General features: G+C 68.8%; 18 protein-coding genes. 6 read left to right on the top strand and 12 right to left on the bottom strand.

The window, feature by feature from the left end; translation table 11 throughout:
- Position 1: 1 nt before the first annotated feature.
- From FXN61_RS20850 to dnaG, 3 genes are read right to left on the bottom strand one after another with little or no spacing between them, the layout of a single operon-like run.
- Positions 2–742 carry a trans-aconitate 2-methyltransferase gene (locus tag FXN61_RS20850; RefSeq protein ID WP_167975728.1) on the bottom strand — a complete coding sequence of 247 codons (741 nt, stop codon included), beginning with the start codon at positions 740–742 and terminating at the stop codon, positions 2–4.
- A gap of 24 nt (positions 743–766) precedes the next feature.
- Entirely contained in the window at positions 767–1,261 is a 495-nt protein-coding gene (locus FXN61_RS20845) for a hypothetical protein (RefSeq protein WP_167975727.1), read from the bottom strand.
- Positions 1,261–3,150 carry a DNA primase gene (dnaG, locus tag FXN61_RS20840; protein WP_167975726.1) on the bottom strand — a complete coding sequence of 630 codons (1,890 nt, stop codon included), beginning with the start codon at positions 3,148–3,150 and terminating at the stop codon, positions 1,261–1,263. The genes FXN61_RS20845 and dnaG overlap by 1 nt, the downstream gene beginning before the upstream one ends.
- 35 nt (positions 3,151–3,185) lie before the next feature.
- Here dnaG and FXN61_RS20835 point away from each other — a divergent pair, with 35 nt between their 5' ends.
- Positions 3,186–4,049, top strand: coding sequence for a sigma-70 family RNA polymerase sigma factor (locus FXN61_RS20835; protein WP_312877884.1), 864 nt, complete (start codon positions 3,186–3,188; stop codon positions 4,047–4,049).
- 12 nt (positions 4,050–4,061) lie between these two features.
- Here the strand turns inward: FXN61_RS20835 and FXN61_RS20830 are convergent, their stop codons facing one another.
- Positions 4,062–4,874, bottom strand: coding sequence for a class I SAM-dependent methyltransferase (locus tag FXN61_RS20830; protein ID WP_312877883.1), 813 nt, complete (start codon positions 4,872–4,874; stop codon positions 4,062–4,064).
- Between the two features lie 4 nt (positions 4,875–4,878).
- Positions 4,879–5,448, bottom strand: coding sequence for a carboxymuconolactone decarboxylase family protein (locus tag FXN61_RS20825; protein WP_167975725.1), 570 nt, complete (start codon positions 5,446–5,448; stop codon positions 4,879–4,881).
- Positions 5,449–5,530: 82 nt separating this feature from the next.
- On the opposite strand from FXN61_RS20825, the gene FXN61_RS20820 reads away from it, so the two are divergent.
- Positions 5,531–5,710, top strand: coding sequence for a hypothetical protein (locus FXN61_RS20820; RefSeq protein WP_167975724.1), 180 nt, complete (start codon positions 5,531–5,533; stop codon positions 5,708–5,710).
- Here FXN61_RS20820 and FXN61_RS20815 read toward each other — a convergent pair.
- The 4 genes from FXN61_RS20815 to FXN61_RS20800 form a co-directional block, all read right to left on the bottom strand.
- Positions 5,707–6,225: a Scr1 family TA system antitoxin-like transcriptional regulator gene (locus tag FXN61_RS20815; protein ID WP_167975723.1), complete on the bottom strand. Its 519-nt coding sequence runs from the start codon at positions 6,223–6,225 to the stop codon at positions 5,707–5,709. The two genes, FXN61_RS20820 and FXN61_RS20815, sit on opposite strands and share 4 nt — an antisense overlap.
- A gap of 78 nt (positions 6,226–6,303) precedes the next feature.
- The gene (locus FXN61_RS20810; protein ID WP_312877882.1) at positions 6,304–7,311 is read right to left on the bottom strand and encodes a serpin family protein; all 1,008 of its coding nucleotides are present in this window, start codon (positions 7,309–7,311) and stop codon (positions 6,304–6,306) included.
- Between the two features lie 240 nt (positions 7,312–7,551).
- A complete protein-coding gene (locus tag FXN61_RS20805; protein ID WP_167975722.1) occupies positions 7,552–8,790 on the bottom strand; it encodes a deoxyguanosinetriphosphate triphosphohydrolase in 1,239 nt (412 codons plus the stop codon).
- Positions 8,790–9,464 carry a YdcF family protein gene (locus FXN61_RS20800; RefSeq protein ID WP_167975721.1) on the bottom strand — a complete coding sequence of 225 codons (675 nt, stop codon included), beginning with the start codon at positions 9,462–9,464 and terminating at the stop codon, positions 8,790–8,792. The genes FXN61_RS20805 and FXN61_RS20800 overlap by 1 nt, the downstream gene beginning before the upstream one ends.
- Before the next feature lie 51 nt (positions 9,465–9,515).
- Between FXN61_RS20800 and FXN61_RS20795 the strand changes: the two genes are divergently transcribed.
- Positions 9,516–10,247 (top strand): Type 1 glutamine amidotransferase-like domain-containing protein, encoded by a 732-nt coding sequence (locus FXN61_RS20795; RefSeq protein ID WP_167975720.1) that lies wholly within the window; start codon positions 9,516–9,518, stop codon positions 10,245–10,247.
- Between the two features lie 16 nt (positions 10,248–10,263).
- On the top strand, positions 10,264–11,136 hold the full coding sequence (locus FXN61_RS52375; RefSeq protein WP_167975719.1) for a serine hydrolase: 873 nt from the start codon (positions 10,264–10,266) through the stop codon (positions 11,134–11,136).
- Here the strand turns inward: FXN61_RS52375 and FXN61_RS20785 are convergent.
- Both FXN61_RS20785 and FXN61_RS20780 read right to left on the bottom strand, forming a co-directional pair.
- Positions 11,126–11,833 (bottom strand): hypothetical protein, encoded by a 708-nt coding sequence (locus FXN61_RS20785; protein ID WP_223165531.1) that lies wholly within the window; start codon positions 11,831–11,833, stop codon positions 11,126–11,128. The genes FXN61_RS52375 and FXN61_RS20785 overlap by 11 nt on opposite strands.
- A 481-nt stretch (positions 11,834–12,314) precedes the next feature.
- Positions 12,315–13,700 carry a glycine--tRNA ligase gene (locus FXN61_RS20780; protein ID WP_167975744.1) on the bottom strand — a complete coding sequence of 462 codons (1,386 nt, stop codon included), beginning with the start codon at positions 13,698–13,700 and terminating at the stop codon, positions 12,315–12,317.
- Positions 13,701–13,793: 93 nt separating this feature from the next.
- Here FXN61_RS20780 and FXN61_RS20775 point away from each other — a divergent pair, with 93 nt between their 5' ends.
- Positions 13,794–14,471 carry a hypothetical protein gene (locus FXN61_RS20775; protein WP_167975717.1) on the top strand — a complete coding sequence of 226 codons (678 nt, stop codon included), beginning with the start codon at positions 13,794–13,796 and terminating at the stop codon, positions 14,469–14,471.
- On the opposite strand, the gene FXN61_RS20770 is transcribed toward FXN61_RS20775, so the two are convergent.
- Complete coding sequence (locus FXN61_RS20770) at positions 14,458–14,823, bottom strand: antibiotic biosynthesis monooxygenase family protein (RefSeq protein WP_312877889.1); 366 nt, start codon at positions 14,821–14,823, stop codon at positions 14,458–14,460. The two genes, FXN61_RS20775 and FXN61_RS20770, sit on opposite strands and share 14 nt — an antisense overlap.
- Positions 14,824–14,849: 26 nt before the next feature.
- Between FXN61_RS20770 and FXN61_RS20765 the strand changes: the two genes are divergently transcribed.
- Positions 14,850–15,128 carry a hypothetical protein gene (locus FXN61_RS20765; RefSeq protein WP_167975715.1) on the top strand — a complete coding sequence of 93 codons (279 nt, stop codon included), beginning with the start codon at positions 14,850–14,852 and terminating at the stop codon, positions 15,126–15,128.
- The last annotated feature ends 74 nt before the right edge of the window (positions 15,129–15,202 follow it).

The following is a 15,202-nucleotide window of genomic DNA, read 5'->3' as shown; positions in this document are numbered from 1 at the left end:
TTCACACCTGCGCCACCACGAAGATCCGCCTGAAGGGGAACCACGTCGTGCCGTCGGTCCGTTGCGGGTACGCCTCGCGCAGCCGCGGCGCCAGTTCCGCGACGTACGACTCCCAGTCCGATGAGGACAGTGCCGCGCGCACCGGCCGCAAAGCCGTGCCAGTTACCCATTCGAGCACGGGATCCGGTCCGGACAGCCGCTGCACGTACGTGGTCTCCCAGGCGTCCACAGAGGAACAGCCTGCCAGCAGCTCCGCGTACTCCACGGGGTCCAGCACGGGCTTCTCGGCACGGAAGACGTGGGCCAACGACGGTCCGGCGACCTCGCGGATCAGCCGGTGCGACGCGTCGGAGTGGTTGCCAGGCACCTGAAACGCCAGCCACGCACCGGATGGCAGCGTCGTGGCCCACTTCTCCACGATCGAGGGATGTGACGCGACCCACTGCAGCACCGCGTTGGACACCACGACATCGGTGTCCGGCAACGGTTCCCACGTGGTCACGTCGTCCACGCGCGCATCAACACCCGCGGCACGGGCGGCTTCGACCATCTCAGAGGACGAGTCGAACGCCTCGACGACCGCGGAGGGCCACCGCGAGGACAGCGACACGGTCAGATTTCCGGGCCCACAGCCCACATCGACCACGCGGCGCGGGGACTCGGCCCCCACGCGCGCCACAAGCTCGTAGAACGGCCGCGCCCGGTGATCGGCGAAGGCCAGATACTGCGCCGGATCCCACATACGACTAACAGTACACACGTACTGCTAGCGCGTCAGCCCCTCGGCGAACGCCGTCACCGCCGCACGCACGTCCGCGAGATCCACCCCGGCGTCCCCGCGTGCCTGCCAGACGACGCCGTCACGGCCGGGAACCTTGCGCTGCACGATCCACACGCCGGGCGACTCGACACGTTCGCGCACACGGATCGATCCCTCGACGCGCTGGCTGATCGCCCGCAGCACGCGACCGGGATCGTCCAGCGCGAACCGTTGCGCGGGAAGGTCTTCCAGGAGCACGACAGGACCTTCTGTCGAAGCCTCCTGGGCCTCCACCACCCGCAGCGCGCCTTCCCACCTCACCTTGCTGATCAGGTGCCAGCCGATCCTGCGCGGCCCCGGCACCCACAGCCCGAGCGAGGTCGCCACGAGGTGACCGCCACCCTGCACGGCCGCGAAGGCGACCACGGTCTCGTCCGGCTCCAACGTGCCGGTGAACCCGTCCGGCGCACCAGAGCCGAACAACCGGCGGAACAGCCCCACTACAGCACTCCAGCGCTCTGCTGCAGGAGCGCCTTGCGGTACTCCTCCAACGCCACCAGGTCGCCCCACAGCGCCCGGTACTCGTCGGCGTCCTTGATCGGGGAGAGCCGCCGCAGCCGCGACTTCACGTCCTCGACCTGCCTGCCGACCTGCACCTCCTGCAGCCGCGCGATCACCATCGACGCGTAACGGAACTCGTCGTTCTGCTTGACGGTCAACGGTTCCACCGCGAGCTCGGTCAGCACCGACCGCACCGACGCGTGCGAGCACGCCTGCGAGATCGCGTCCAGGTACACCGAGCCCGCGAGGCCGGAGGACGCGCCACCGGCGGCACGGATCGCGCGGTGCAGCGCCACGTAGGCGGGATCGGTGAACGCCTCGTCGGGCAACGAGTCGTACAACGGCCCCGCGTACTCGGGCAGCCGCAGCGCGACCTTGAGCACCTCGCGTTCGGGCACCAGCCGCGGGTCGCGCGGGTTCGGCCGAGGCGGACCGTCGACCTCCACGCCCAGCGCCATCTGGTTCGGGTCGACGCGTTGAGCGGCGACGGCGGGCGTCTTGCCGCCGGAGACCTGGCGGACCCGCCGCACGACCATGGCCTCGTCGTCCCAGCCGACCCACCACGCCAGCCGCGTCGCGTAGCCGTCCCGCTTGGCGCGGTCCTTGATCTGCGCGACGAACGGCACCATCTTCTTCAGCGCCTCGACGCGCCCGTCGACGGAGTCGAGGTCGTACGCCTTGAGCTGCGCCTTGATCGCGAACTCGATCAACGGCGTGCGCCGCGCCACCAGGTCGCGCACGGCGACGTCTCCCTTGGCCTGCCGCAGCTCGCACGGGTCCATGCCGTCCGGCGCCACCGCGATGTAAGTCTGCGCGGAGAACTGCTGCTCACCGTCGAACGCCTTCAGCGCTGCCTTCTGGCCTGCCTCGTCGCCGTCGAAGGTGAAGATGACCTCGCCGTTCACGTCGTCGTCGATCAATAGCCTGCGCAGCACGTTCATGTGGTCGGTGCCGAACGCCGTGCCGCACGACGCGACCGCCGTCGGCACGCCGGCCAGGTGCATCGCCATCACGTCGGTGTAACCCTCGACGATGACCGCCTGCTTGCGCTTGGCGATCTCCCGCTTGGCCTGGTCGAGCCCGAACAGCACCTGCGACTTCTTGTAGATCATCGACTCGCTGGTGTTGAGGTACTTCGCCTGGATCGGGTCGTCGTCGAAGATCCGCCGCGCACCGAACCCGACGACCTCGCCACCGATGTCCTTGATCGGCCAGAGCAGCCGGCGGTGGAACCTGTCGATCGGGCCCTGGCGGCCCTCCTTGGTGAGCTGCGACTTGATCAGCTCTGTGAGCTCGAAACCACGGCTGAGCAGGTACTTGGTGAGCTTGTCCCAGCCGCCGGGCGCGAAACCGCAGCCGAACTGGCGCGCCGCTGCCTCGTCGAATCCGCGCTCGGCCAGGAACTCCCGTGCCGCCTGCGCCTCCGGGGTGGCGAGCTGCTCGGCGTAGAACTCGGCGGCCGCCTTGTGCGCCTCGATGAGCCTGCTGCGCGTGCCACGGTCGCGCTGGATCGTGACGCCGCCGCCCTCGTAGGTCAGCTGGATGCCCGCACGGTCCGCGAGCCGCTCGACGGACTCCACGAACGACAGGTGCTCGACCTTCATCACGAAGGCGATCACGTCGCCGCCCTCACCGCAGCCGAAGCAGTGGAACGTGCCGTGCGACGGGCGCACGTTGAACGAAGGTGTCTTCTCGTCGTGGAAGGGACACAACCCCTTGAGCGCGCCCCCGCCTGCCCTCTTCAGCGACACGTGGTCACCGACGACCTCGTCGATCCGGCTGCGCTCACGCACCAACGCGATGTCGCTCTCCCTGATGCGTCCTGCCACGTCCCCGAGTCTAATCCCCTGGCAAACTGCCAACCGTGACCACGGCCGACGACTTCGGACTCCATCGAACGCACCTGATCGGTGTCGCCTACCGGCTGACCGGCAGCGTCGCCGACGCCGAGGACGCCGTGCAGGAGGCGTGGCCCCGGTTCGCGAAGGCGCAGGGCATCAAGGACGTGCGTGGCTGGCTCACGACCGTGGTGAGCCGGATCTGCTTGGACCGCCTGCGTTCCGCCGCCGTGCGCCGCGAGACGTACGTGGGCTCGTGGCTGCCGGAGCCGCTGGTCACGACCAGCGAGGACGACGATCCGCTGGCGAGCGTGGTGCGGTCGGACGGCGTGCGGATGGCGGCGCTGGTGGTGCTCGACAAGCTCACGCCCGACCAGCGCGTGGCGTTCGTGCTGCACGACGCGTTCGGCATGCCGTTCAGCGAGATCGCGGACGTGCTGGGCGTCTCGGAGGCGGCGGCCCGGCAGCACGCGTCCAGGGCCCGCAAAACGGTGACCGGCTCGGCACCACCGCCCCGTGCGGCGCTGGCCGAGCAGCAGGAGGTGCTGGAGAAGTTCGTCCAGGCCATGTCGAGCGGCGACGTCGAGGCGGTGCTGGGCCTGCTGCACCCGGACGCGGTGATGATCGGCGACGGCGGCGGCAAGGTGCGCACCGCGGTTCAGACGGTCACCGGCGCAGACAAGGTCGCCCGCTTCTTCTTCGGTCTCCTCCGCAAGTACGGCTTCTTCCCGGCGATGACCCCGGCCCTCGTCAACGGCGACCTCGGCATGGTCATGGCGGCGCAGGGCGAGATGGCGGCCCGCGTCACCACGTTCACCGTGCACGAGGGCAAGATCCTCGCCGTCTACGACATCGCGAACCCGGACAAGCTCGGCCACGTGGAGCTCTGACCGGCTCCTGACTCACCAGCGCAGTCGCAGCACCTTCCCCACATCGCGGAGCTTGGGGATGGAGCTGACGACCTTCATCTGGATCCTGCCGGACCTGGGCAACGCGTCCAGGTGCGGCAGGTCCACGCTGCGCCAAGCGTCCACAGTGGTCAGTCCGGGGTGCAGCGCCTCGATCTCGCCAGGATCGTCGACGCCCCAGTGCAAAGTCGCACCGGCGTTGCGCACGGCGGGAACGAGCTTCTGCAGCTTGATCCCCCACGAGCCGTAGACGTCGAACAGCAGCTCGCCGTGGGTGAACCGGCTGGTGATCCGCCGGATCAACGCGTGCCCCTCCTCCTGCGTGAGGTACATCGACAGGCCCTCGAACACCGCCACGGCCGGGCGGTCGGCGGGCACGTCGGTGAGCCACGCGTCCTCGGTGACCGACGACGCCACGAGCCGGTAGTCGCCTTGAGGCGGCGGCAAGAGCTTGTGCCGCAACGCGACGACGTCCGGCATGTCGACGTCGATCCACCGCACGGTGTCGGGTCGTTCGAGCCGATGCGCGCGGGTGTCCAGGCCGCAGGCCAGGTGCAGCACCGTGCAGGACGGCGTGCGCTGGAGGAACTCGCGAGTCCAGTCGTCGAGCACTCTCGCGCGGATGGCGACACCGACCGCCGTCGTCGTGGTCATCCCGGTCTTGCCGAAGTCGTAGTCGATGCGGTCGACCGCGCGTTTCGCCTCGTCGTCGTGCAGCACGGAGGTGGGGCGCTCGCTGTCGAGCGCCCGGCCGTACAACGTGGCGAGCATGGTCTCCTGCGCCCCCGTGAGGGTGATCTTCTCCACGCCTCTAGTTTGCCGGTACGCGGCAAGCGTCGCCGCTGGTGAATCCCTGGTCCAAGATTGCGAAGGCGCTGTTGAACCGCGCTCGCTGGTTCTCCAGTGCGATCTCGTAGGTCAGCGCGACGAGTTCCTTGCGCCCCAGCAGCTTCTCCAGCTCGGCGACCTGCTCGTCGGTGACGCTGACGGGCGTGTCGGTCATCGCGTCGGCGTACGCCAGCGCCTTGCGTTCGAGATCGGTGAAGAGCGCTGACGTGGCGTACGAGTCGATGTGCTTGAGCCGTTCGATGTCGAGGCCCTCGTGCTTCATCAGCATCGCGCCGAAGTCCACGCACCACGAGCAGCCGAGCTTCACCGCCGTCCGGTAGACGCAGAGCTCGAACAACGGCCCGTGCGCAGAACTCTTCACGGCCTTCTTGACCGCGAGTTCGTGCCGGCCGCTCGCGAGCAGCAACTTCGGGTGGTGCGCCGTCACCGTGACGGGCTCCGGCACCGCGCCGAACTCGCGCCGCGCGAACCAGTACACGGCCTTGATGAGCAGGCCCGCGTCCTTCTTCGTGATTCCCTTGATCCTCGTCATGCTCATTGGACGGGGTGGCTGGCCAGAATGTGACACCTTTGGGTGACTGGGTTGCGAGGCGGCCAGCTCATAGGGTCCATCCATGAGCAACGACTTCGTGCTGGAGATCGATCACGAGTCGGCCGGCCTGCTGGCGGGGACATTGCTGGCGGGCGACTCGTGCGCGGTGCCGGTGCGTCACCAGAACGTCCGACTGCTGCTGTGTGCGCTGCCCGGCGAGGACGGCATGCGTCTCTTCCTGCGCCGCAACACGCCGAACTAACGGTCGTACACCGCCACGTACTCCATCAGCAGATCACGGGACCGCTCGTTGTCGAGCGCGACGACGTGCATGCGCTGGAAGATCAGCACGGCCCGTTCCACGGTCGCCGCGTCGCTGACGAGCGCCCAGTTCGAGAGGTAGACGAGCGGCGGTTCGTGCTCGTACTGGATCAGCGCGTAGTCCATCCCGACCGCCGCCGCCCCGCCGGCGCTGGCCGGCACGATCCTGATCGACGGCGCGTGGAACAGCAGGTGCAGGACCTGGTCCTCCATCAGCCGGTCGTTCCCGACCACGGTGCGCAGCGCGTACTCGTGGATGAAGAACACGCACTGCGGCAGCACGCCGTCGCGCTGCAGGTCGGGCGACGGCGTGAGACCCAGCGCGCTGGCCAGCGCCTTCGAGTAGCACTCCGTCCTGAGGAGAACAGGAATGGTGACGCCGCTGAAGCAGGTGATCCGCGTGGCGCCCGCCGCGGCGAGCACGACGAGCTGCTCGCCGGCACCGTGCTGGGTCATACCGGGAACGGTAAAGCCATGATCATGATCTCGCCGCGCGAAACGCTCGCCCTTCAGGGCGAATGGTCCCGGAAATGGTTACGGACGGGCAACCTGCGCCAGGAAGTAGATCGCGCCGGACCGTGCATGCCGGACGGCCAGCAGGAACGGCCGGTCCACGGTGACCACGATCGGCTCCGTCGGGATCTCGAGCGACACGGTCCTGAACGTGACGGCGGTGGCCGCCGCGCCTTCGAGGCCCTCCTCGTCCAGGCGCAGCACGGCCTCGTGGATCACGTCGTCGACGAACAGCCGCTCGTCCGGCGAGAGCCCGCCGAAGTCGGCGTCCCTGGCGAACATGCGCCGGACTCCCAGCCGTTCCAGAACGCCCTTCAGCTGGAACTTCTCCCGAACGTCCACTTTGGGCAGTGACAGCTCCAGGTTCACCCGGCCGGTGGCCTCGAGGACCGACGGGTCGAGCGGCTGCTCCAGTGACTCGTCGGGCAGCAGGACCACGGTCTCGACGCCGGACGCGGCGGGCAGCACGATCGTCTGCCAGCCCTCGTGCCGGGCGTAGCGGAACTTCTCGATCACCTTCATGGTCGGCACGTCCACGTCACCGCTGGGCGCGTGGAACGGCTTCTCCGCGGTCTCCCAGGCGGCGAACGGGTTCAGCCAGCCCACCTTGAGGTACAGGGCGTTCACGATGATCGCCGCGGCGTCCGGTGGCGGCGGGCTCGCCAGCAGTTCGGGGATGAGGCCGCGGGTGGTCTCGGCGACGTCGGTGTTGACGAGCTTGCGGACGGTCGCCGGGTCGGAGAACGCCGTGCGGCGCACGGAGGACGTCAGCGAGAAGTCCGGGTTCAGGGTCAGGTCGTCGTCGGCCCACAACGTGTTCGCGACCGCGAGTTCGGGCACGTCCAGAGCGTCGGCGGCGTCGAAGTCCTTCAACAGCGCGTCGAGCTCGGTGCGGGTCTCGCCGCGCGCGGCCTCGCGGGCCAGCGCGAGCGCGCTGGCCACCGAGAACGGCGACCAGCACGCGTTCGAGGACGGATCAGGTACGGCGACGCGATGCATCGTCAGAGCGAAGTCGGCCTGATCGGTCACGTCGGACTCCTCTATTGGCGTGGATCTGGCAGTGACATCACGATCGGATCTTCCGGGACGGGCCGCTCCCCCGCTCCTCCCATCGGCCCGAGTGGTTTGGGGTGACGGGGCTCGCGCACGCCTGCCGAACCGTCGTCGTCCCCCTGGTCGTCGAAGCCAACAGGCACGGCTTCCCTGGTTGGTCTCCGCCACGGCCACCTTCGGCCTGGCGGTCTGGACTCGTCCGCCATGTCCTCGAAGCTACGCCGATGCGCGATACCAGGCCACGGCCTGCGCGTCGGTGAGCAGCGCGACCTGGTCGACGACGACGCGAAGCCGTGCGGCGTAAGAGGAAGCGGCCGAGAACAACGGCCGGAACGCGGGGTCGAGCAACGCCGGGCGCTCCATCAGACGGGTGATGAGGTCGGCGATCAGCTCGCGTTGCTCTGCCTGCATGGCCAGGCGGGCAGGGTCGCTCATCACGTACCGGACGGCCATCGCCTTGAGCAGTGCCACCTCCGCCGCGACCTGCCTCGGGACCTCCAGCGAGGCGTTGTACCTCGTGAGCGCGCCGTCGCCGTGCACCTCGCGGGTCGCGGTGACGGCCGCGGAAGCAAAGCGGCCGACCAGTTCGCTCGTGAGGTTCTTCAACGCCACCTGCGCGCCGAGCGAGCCGTCGTACTCGTGCTCGGTCCAGTACGCGATCACCGGCAGCTTCAGCAGTTCCTCGGCGGTGGCTTCGAGCGCCGTCACGGACTCGTCGGAGAACGTCTTGGCCGCGAGCGAGGCGATGGCAGCGCGTTCGTCGGGACGGGCCAGTGCGCCAAGGCTGATGCGGTGCGCCAGGACGCCGTCCTCGACGTCGTGCACCGAGTACGCAACGTCGTCAGACCAGTCCATCACCTGCGCCTCGATGCACCTCTCTCGTTCCGGTGCACCCGCGCGCATCCACTCGAACACCTCGAGGTCGTCGTCGTACACGCCGAACTTCACCGTGCCCGGCGTACGCGGCCACGGGTACTTCGTCGACGCGTCGAGCACCGCGCGCGTGAGGTTCAGCCCGTGCGCGGACTTGGGCTCCAGACGGGCGAGGATGCGGAACGTCTGCGCGTTGCCCTCGAAGCCACCGCACGGGCCGGCGATCTCGTTCAGCGCCCTCTCGCCGTTGTGCCCGAACGGCGGATGCCCGATGTCGTGCGCGAGGCCGGCAGTGTCGACGATGTCGGGATCGCAGCCCAGTTCCTCACCGATGCCGCGGCCGATCTGCGCGACCTCCAGCGAGTGCGTCAGGCGCGTGCGCGGCACACCGGTGACCTCGGAGCCCTCGCCGGGGCCGACGACCTGGGTCTTGCCGGCGAGCCGGCGCAGGGCCGCTGAATGCAGGACGCGGGCGCGGTCACGGGAGAACGGCGTGCGCGTGTCAGTGCGGGCACCCGGCAGCGCGGCGCTCTTCGGTTCCTCGGGGAGCAGGCGCTCCGCGTCGTGGCCGGTATATCCCATCAGCCGATTTTAGGGAGCTTGAGCTCGTCGAACACGCCGGCGTGCGCCTTCATCAAGCGGTAGTACAGCAGCGCTCCGGTCTCGCGCTTGATGTAGAACCACTGCGTCTCACGGGTCTGCACGTTCGGGCCGCTGCGGGTCGGCGACGTCCACGCGTGCAGGCCGGCGTCCTCGGCCATCGTGCGGGCGCGCAGCGAGTGCCACGGGTCGCTGACGATCACGGCGGTCTTCAGATCGCGTTCCTGCGCCACCGACGCCACGGCCCGCAGCGAGCCGAGCGTGTCCGCGCCTTCGCCGACCTGCAGCACGTGGTCCTCGGGGACACCGCGCTTGACCAGCCACAGCTTGCCGACCTGGCCCTCGGTGAAGTTGTCGCCCGGCTGGCGGCCGCCGGTCGTGGCGATGTAACTGACGACGCCCTTCTTGTACAGGCCGAGCGCGTGCTGGAGCCGAGCTTCGAGCACGTCGGACGGGACGCCGTTGTACTGCGCGGCACCGAGGACGATCGCCACGTCGGCCTTCGTCCAGTCGTCCACGCGGGCGACCTGCCACACGCGAAACGCCGTGCCGCCCACCACGAGCGTGCCGACGATCAACGCGCCGAAGACGACGCGCAGGACGATCCGGCGAATCCTGGCGAGTGGCTTGAGGGGCGTGGTCCGCACACCCTGCATGCTTCCAGACCGTGAGGGTGCCGCGTTGACGCCCCTGCAAGGATCAACGTCATGCCTGCTGAGCAGCCCACCATCCTCGCCACGTCCGGAGGCCTCAGGGCCGGCCACCGCACGTTCCTCGAATTCGGCAAGCTGATCCACTTCGCGCTGGACCTGTCCGGCGTCGAGGGTCGCAGGCCGAGGCTCTGCCACGTCGGCACAGCCGGGGGCGATCAGCGGTACATGAACGCGAACATGGCGGAAGCGGGCAGCGTCGCGGGCGTCGACGTGTCGATGCTGAACCTCTTCACCATGCCGCCGACCGACGACCTCGAAAGCTTCGTGCTGTCCCACGACGTCGTGTGGGTGGGCGGCGGTTCGGTCGCGAACCTGCTCGCGGTGTGGGAGGTGCACGGGCTCGGCGCGATCTTCCGCAAGGCGTGGGAGGCCGGCGTGGTGCTCAGCGGCGTGTCCGCGGGCTCGATCTGCTGGCACGCGGGCGGCGCGACCGACTCGTTCGGCCCCGACCTGCGGATCATCACGAACGGCCTGGGCTTGCTGCCCTACGGCAACGGCGTGCACTACGACTCCGACGAGAACCGCCGCCCGAAGATCCACGAGGCGGTCGCCGCCGGGGTGCTGCCGACGACCTACTGCACCGACGACGGCGTCGGCCTGCTGTACCGCGGCACCGAGCTCGTCGAAGCGGTGACGGAACGACAGGGTTCCGGCGCATATGTCGTGGTCAGGGAGGATTCTTCAGCAACCGCTCAGGAGGAAAAGCTCGACACCAGGCTCCTGTGAGACGGACCTTTTATGTGTGCGCTGGGCCCTGATCCTCCTCCTCACGGCGGCCGTCTTCGTGGTCCCGGACGTCTCGCCGTGCCACGCGCACGGGAAGCCGTCGACTGATATATCGCGTGGTCCCGATGTACTGGATACAGGTTCGGCCCCCGATATATCGCATACCGCTCCTGATATATCGGATACAGGATCCAGCGCGATATCCAATATATCGGCGGCTGATCTGTCGGCTGCGGTGGCGGCAGGCGGCGTGTCCGACGTCGGCGTCGCCGTGATGGATCTCGAATCCGACCAGGTGGTCTCGGAGCAGGGCGATCGCCCGTTCTACTCGGCGTCGCTGTCGAAGCTGATCCTCGCCGTCGACGCGTTGCAACAGCCGTTGTCCGATGACGACCAGGACTTGATCCACCGCGCGTTGAGCGCCAGCGACGACAACGCGATGGACGTGCTGTGGACGAGGTTCGACGGCATGGACGCCATCGGCCGTGTCGCCGCCGAAGCCGGCCTCACCGGCACCCGCGCCCCGGACGACCCGTCGCAGTGGGGCGAGGTCGTCATCACCGCGAACGACATGGTGCGGCTTTACCACTACATCCTGAGCTCACCGGTGCACGACCAGATCGTCGCCGCGCTGTCCTCCGCCCCTCCGAAGGCCGCCGACGGCTTCGACCAGGCGTTCGGCCTGCTCGGCGTCACCGGCGCCTACGCCAAGCAGGGCTGGATGTACTACCTGCCCAGCGACGTCTACCTGCACAGCGCGGGCGTCCTCGGCAACCGCTACGCCGTCGCCGTGCTCACGACGAACCCGACCGGCTCGTGGACCACGGCAAGACAGTCGATCAACGCCGTCACCAGGGCCGTCCTGGCGAAGCTCGGCGTCAACGGCTGACAGCCCGCTTCTGTTCGCGCCTCGGCCGGTCCCAGTCGCCGGTGAACTCACGCACCACGAGGACCGCGATCACGAGGAGCACGATCGATCCGAAGACCAGCGCGCCGAAGAGCATCCCGACAACACCGGTCCCAGAGGAGTACTCGGCGACGGCGAACCCGGACGCGGTGGGGACGATGAGGTAGCTGCCGACATTTCTGCGCCGCGCCGAGCAGACGTCCGTCACCCGCGTCAGCAACACCCCGAGCAGCACCGGCGCGAGCGTCACCAGCAAGCCGACGACCAGCAACACCGGCCGGTACAACGGCGCGGTGAACGCCACCGCCGTCGCGGAGACCGACAACGCGACGCCGGCCGTGACGAGCACGGTGCCGAGCACCCTGATCCGGTGCGCCGGCGCACCGGCCCCGGAGTCCGGTACGAGTGGCCCGTAGGCGTCAACGACGATCTTGTGCACGGTGCGACTGCCCTGCATGGCGAGCACCAGCGCGGCGACCACCGGCACCGCGACCACCAGCACGACCACCAGCGCGATGTATCCCGGCTTCCCCACGGACTCGACGCACAACGCGAACCAGTAGAACGGGAAGAAGATCGCCAGCGCGCACCTTCCAGCACCACGACCACATGCCGCAGCCGAGCAGCCGACGCCACATCGGTGATCCGCGTGGCGACCACGCCGCCAGCCACCGAGCACAGGCAGACCAGCCCACCGCTCACCACCGCGCCCAGGAGCGCCTGCGGGTTCCCGACCTCGGCCGTCGCCGCCAGCACCACCACCCAGGCGACGAGCACCATCCCCACCGCGGCCTGCACGAGGCCACGTCCCCTGATCTGCTCCCCCGTCATGCCCTTTACACGCGGAAACGCCCCAGGATGTTGCCTCAGCGCACTCGCAGCACGGCTTGCGCGAGGAAGAACGCGCCCCCGCCCGGCACCACCATCACCGCCAGCAGCGCGAGGTGCACCGCCCACCCCCGCGGTGAACGGCATCGGCCGAGGTGATGACGTTGAGCAGCGAGACGCGGGCCCAGATGGAGCCGCCGACGCCGCAGGCGAGGGGGCCGGGGTCCGGGCTTGCCCCGGCGTGGGGTGTGGGGGCTCGGCCCCCACAAGACACGACTGGACGACGTGGTCCGCGCTCTCCGCGGACACACCACACCCAGAGTCCAGTCTCGCTAGCAGCCGATCAGGCGAGCCGCGAGGTAGGACTCGAGCTGGTCCATCGCCACCCGCTCCTGCGACATCGTGTCGCGCTCCCGCACCGTCACGGCGAGGTCGGTGAGCGTGTCGAAGTCGACCGTCACGCAGAACGGCGTGCCGATCTCGTCCTGACGGCGGTAGCGGCGGCCGATGGCGCCGGCGTCGTCGAAGTCGACGTTCCAGTGGCGGCGCAGCGCGGTCGCGAGGTCGCGGGCCTTCGGCGAGAGGTCGGCGTTGCGCGACAGCGGCAGCACGGCGACCTTCACCGGGGCGAGGCGGCGGTCGAGCTTCAGCACGACGCGCTTGTCCACGCCGCCCTTGGCGTTCGGGGCCTCGTCCTCGACGTACGCCTCGAGCAGGAACGCCATCATGGGGCGGCCGACGCCGGCCGCCGGCTCGATGACGAACGGCTTGTAGCGCGAGTTCGTGGCCTGGTCGAAGTACGACAGGTCGACGCCCGAGTGGTTCGAGTGCGTGGTGAGGTCGAAGTCCGTGCGGTTCGCGATGCCCTCGAGCTCACCCCACTCCTGGCCGCCGAACTGGAAGCGGTACTCGATGTCGACGGTGCGCTTCGAGTAGTGGGAGAGCTTCTCCTTCGGGTGCTCGTAGTGCCGCAGGTTCTCCTTCGACACGCCGAGGTCCGTGTACCAGCGCGTGCGCTCGTCGATCCAGTACTGGTGCCATTCCTCGTCCGTCCCTGGCTCGACGAAGAACTCCATCTCCATCTGCTCGAACTCGCGGGTGCGGAAGATGAAGTTGCCCGGCGTGATCTCGTTGCGGAACGACTTGCCGATCTGGCCGATGCCGAACGGCGGCTTCTTGCGCGACGTCGTCTGCACGTTCAGGAAGTTCGTGAAGATGCCCTGCGCGGTCTCCGGGCGCAGGTAGTGCAGGCCCTCCTCGGTCTCGACCGGACCGAGGTGCGTCTTCAGGAGGCCGTTGAACATCTTCGGGTCGGTGTACTGGCCGCGCACGCCGCAGTTCGGGCACGGCACGTCCGACACGTCGCCCTCCGCGACCTCCTTGCCGGTGCGCTCGGCGTACTCCTCGGACAGCGTGTCCGCGCGGAACCGCTTGTGGCACGACTCGCACTCGACCAGCGGGTCGACGAACGCCTCGACGTGACCGGAGGCGACCCACACGTCACGGGGCAGGATGACCGACGAGTCCAGGCCCACGACGTCCTCGCGGCCGCGGACCATGAAGTTCCACCACTGGCGCTTGATGTTGTCCTTGAGCTCGACGCCCAGAGGTCCGTAGTCCCACGCCGAACGGGTACCGCCGTAGATCTCCCCACACGGGTAGACGAACCCCCTGCGCTTGCAGAGGCTGACAACGGTCTCAATACGATCGGCGGCCAACGGGAACTCCATCGGGGGAATCAGATTCGGGGGCCCAAGCCTAGCCCGTCACGTTGCACCCCGAATGGGCGACCGGAGCCTTACCCTGCACGAATGGAAGACCGGCTGCGAGAGCTGTGGGACTTCGCCGACCTTGACGGCACGGAGGCGCAGTTCCGCGCGTTGCTGAACAACGTGGAGACCGACGACGAGCGTGCGGAGGTGCTGACCCAGCTCGCCCGCGTCGAGGGCTTGCGGGACAACTTCGCCGCAGGCCACACCCTTGTCGACGAGGCGGACGTGCTCGCCGACGCCGACAGCACGGGACGAGTGCGCGCCCTGCTCGAGCGCGGGCGCCTCTTCCGCTCCGGCGGTGAGCCGGAGAAGGCCCAGCCGCTGTTCGTCGCGTCGTTCGTGCTCGCGAAGAAGCGCGGCGACCTGTGGCTCGCCGCCGACGCCGCGCACATGGTCGCGCTGGTTGACGACCCGGAGAAGTGGACGCAGGTCGGCCTGGACCTCATCGAGGAGCACCCGGAGCTGGAGCACTGGCTGGGGCCGCTCTACAACAACCTCGGCTGGCACCACTTCGAGAACGAGCGGTTCGACGAAGCGCTCGCGGCGTTCGAGAAAACGCCCGCGCCCTATGCGGCCTACGGCAAGGCCAAGACGCTGCACCTGCTCGGGCGTCCCGCGGAGGCGGCGCTCGCCGCGCGCGAGGCGCTGGAGCTGCTGCCGGAAGGCTCGGACGAGGAGTTCCTCGACGAGATGCGCAAGATCGCTAGCGAGGCTTAGCCGGACCGCCGGCCTCGCCGAGCCGCACCGTGAACGCGTCCTCGGCGAGCAGGCTCGTGTGCTTCTCGACCTGGCCGTCTGCGCTGGTCAACGCCGGCTCGTACATCGCGGGCTCGTCGGTCAGCGCCTCGGACAGCAACGGGATCACGTGTTCGCGCACAGGGAACGGCGACATCGCGCGCCGATAGGCCACCACCGACTCGAACTCGACCGTCAGCACCCACCTGTCGTCCTCGTCGGTGGACCGCGCCAGCGTGCCCCGACGACACCCGGGCTGGGCCGTCAGGAGCTTCAAAGCCTGTTCCACCCGCGAGGTAAACGTCTCAGGGTCGGATACGCGAAAACGGCACACCAGCAGCACGGTGCAAGGATGGCACGGTGAACTCCAAGCGCCCTCTCCTGCCCGGCGACGGCCCGCTCGCGCGCGTCCGCCCGGTCGTGGCGTTCGTGCTCGTGCTCGGTCTGTTCATCACCGGCGTCCTCGTCGGCGGAACCCTGGGCGCGACGCTGCTCGGCGTGCTGATCATCGGCGCCTGCGTGCTGCTGGCGGCCACCTGGAAGGCACTTTCCCCAGCTCAACGCACATTGCGCGTGGTGGTCCTGCTGGTACTTGTCATCATCACCGTAGAATTGGTTGTGAAAATCCCTACCAGGTGAGGTGCGCCGCCATGACGGTACAGCTGCACGGCGAGCACTCCCCCGAACGCGCGGCCCCATCGCCCGCGCCTGTT

The organism is Lentzea indica (assembly GCF_012184385.1).
In the GTDB taxonomy this organism is placed as follows: Bacteria; Actinomycetota; Actinomycetes; order Mycobacteriales; family Pseudonocardiaceae; genus Lentzea; species Lentzea indica.
The sequence above is the reverse complement of the archived record's forward strand: the minus strand, read 5'-3'. Positions and strand labels throughout refer to the sequence as shown.

Excerpts from the sequence above, each read along its gene's own strand:
- FXN61_RS20850 (WP_167975728.1), bottom strand. The coding sequence starts at position 742 with ATGTGGGATCCGGCGCAGTATCTGGCCTTCGCCGATCACCGGGCGCGG.
- FXN61_RS20825 (WP_167975725.1), bottom strand. The coding sequence starts at position 5,448 with ATGACGAGGATCAAGGGAATCACGAAGAAGGACGCGGGCCTGCTCATC.
- FXN61_RS20820 (WP_167975724.1), top strand. The coding sequence starts at position 5,531 with ATGAGCAACGACTTCGTGCTGGAGATCGATCACGAGTCGGCCGGCCTG.
- FXN61_RS20815 (WP_167975723.1), bottom strand. The coding sequence starts at position 6,225 with ATGACCCAGCACGGTGCCGGCGAGCAGCTCGTCGTGCTCGCCGCGGCG.
- FXN61_RS20805 (WP_167975722.1), bottom strand. The coding sequence starts at position 8,790 with ATGGGATATACCGGCCACGACGCGGAGCGCCTGCTCCCCGAGGAACCG.
- FXN61_RS20800 (WP_167975721.1), bottom strand. The coding sequence starts at position 9,464 with ATGCAGGGTGTGCGGACCACGCCCCTCAAGCCACTCGCCAGGATTCGC.
- FXN61_RS20795 (WP_167975720.1), top strand. The coding sequence starts at position 9,516 with ATGCCTGCTGAGCAGCCCACCATCCTCGCCACGTCCGGAGGCCTCAGG.
- FXN61_RS20775 (WP_167975717.1), top strand. The coding sequence starts at position 13,794 with ATGGAAGACCGGCTGCGAGAGCTGTGGGACTTCGCCGACCTTGACGGC.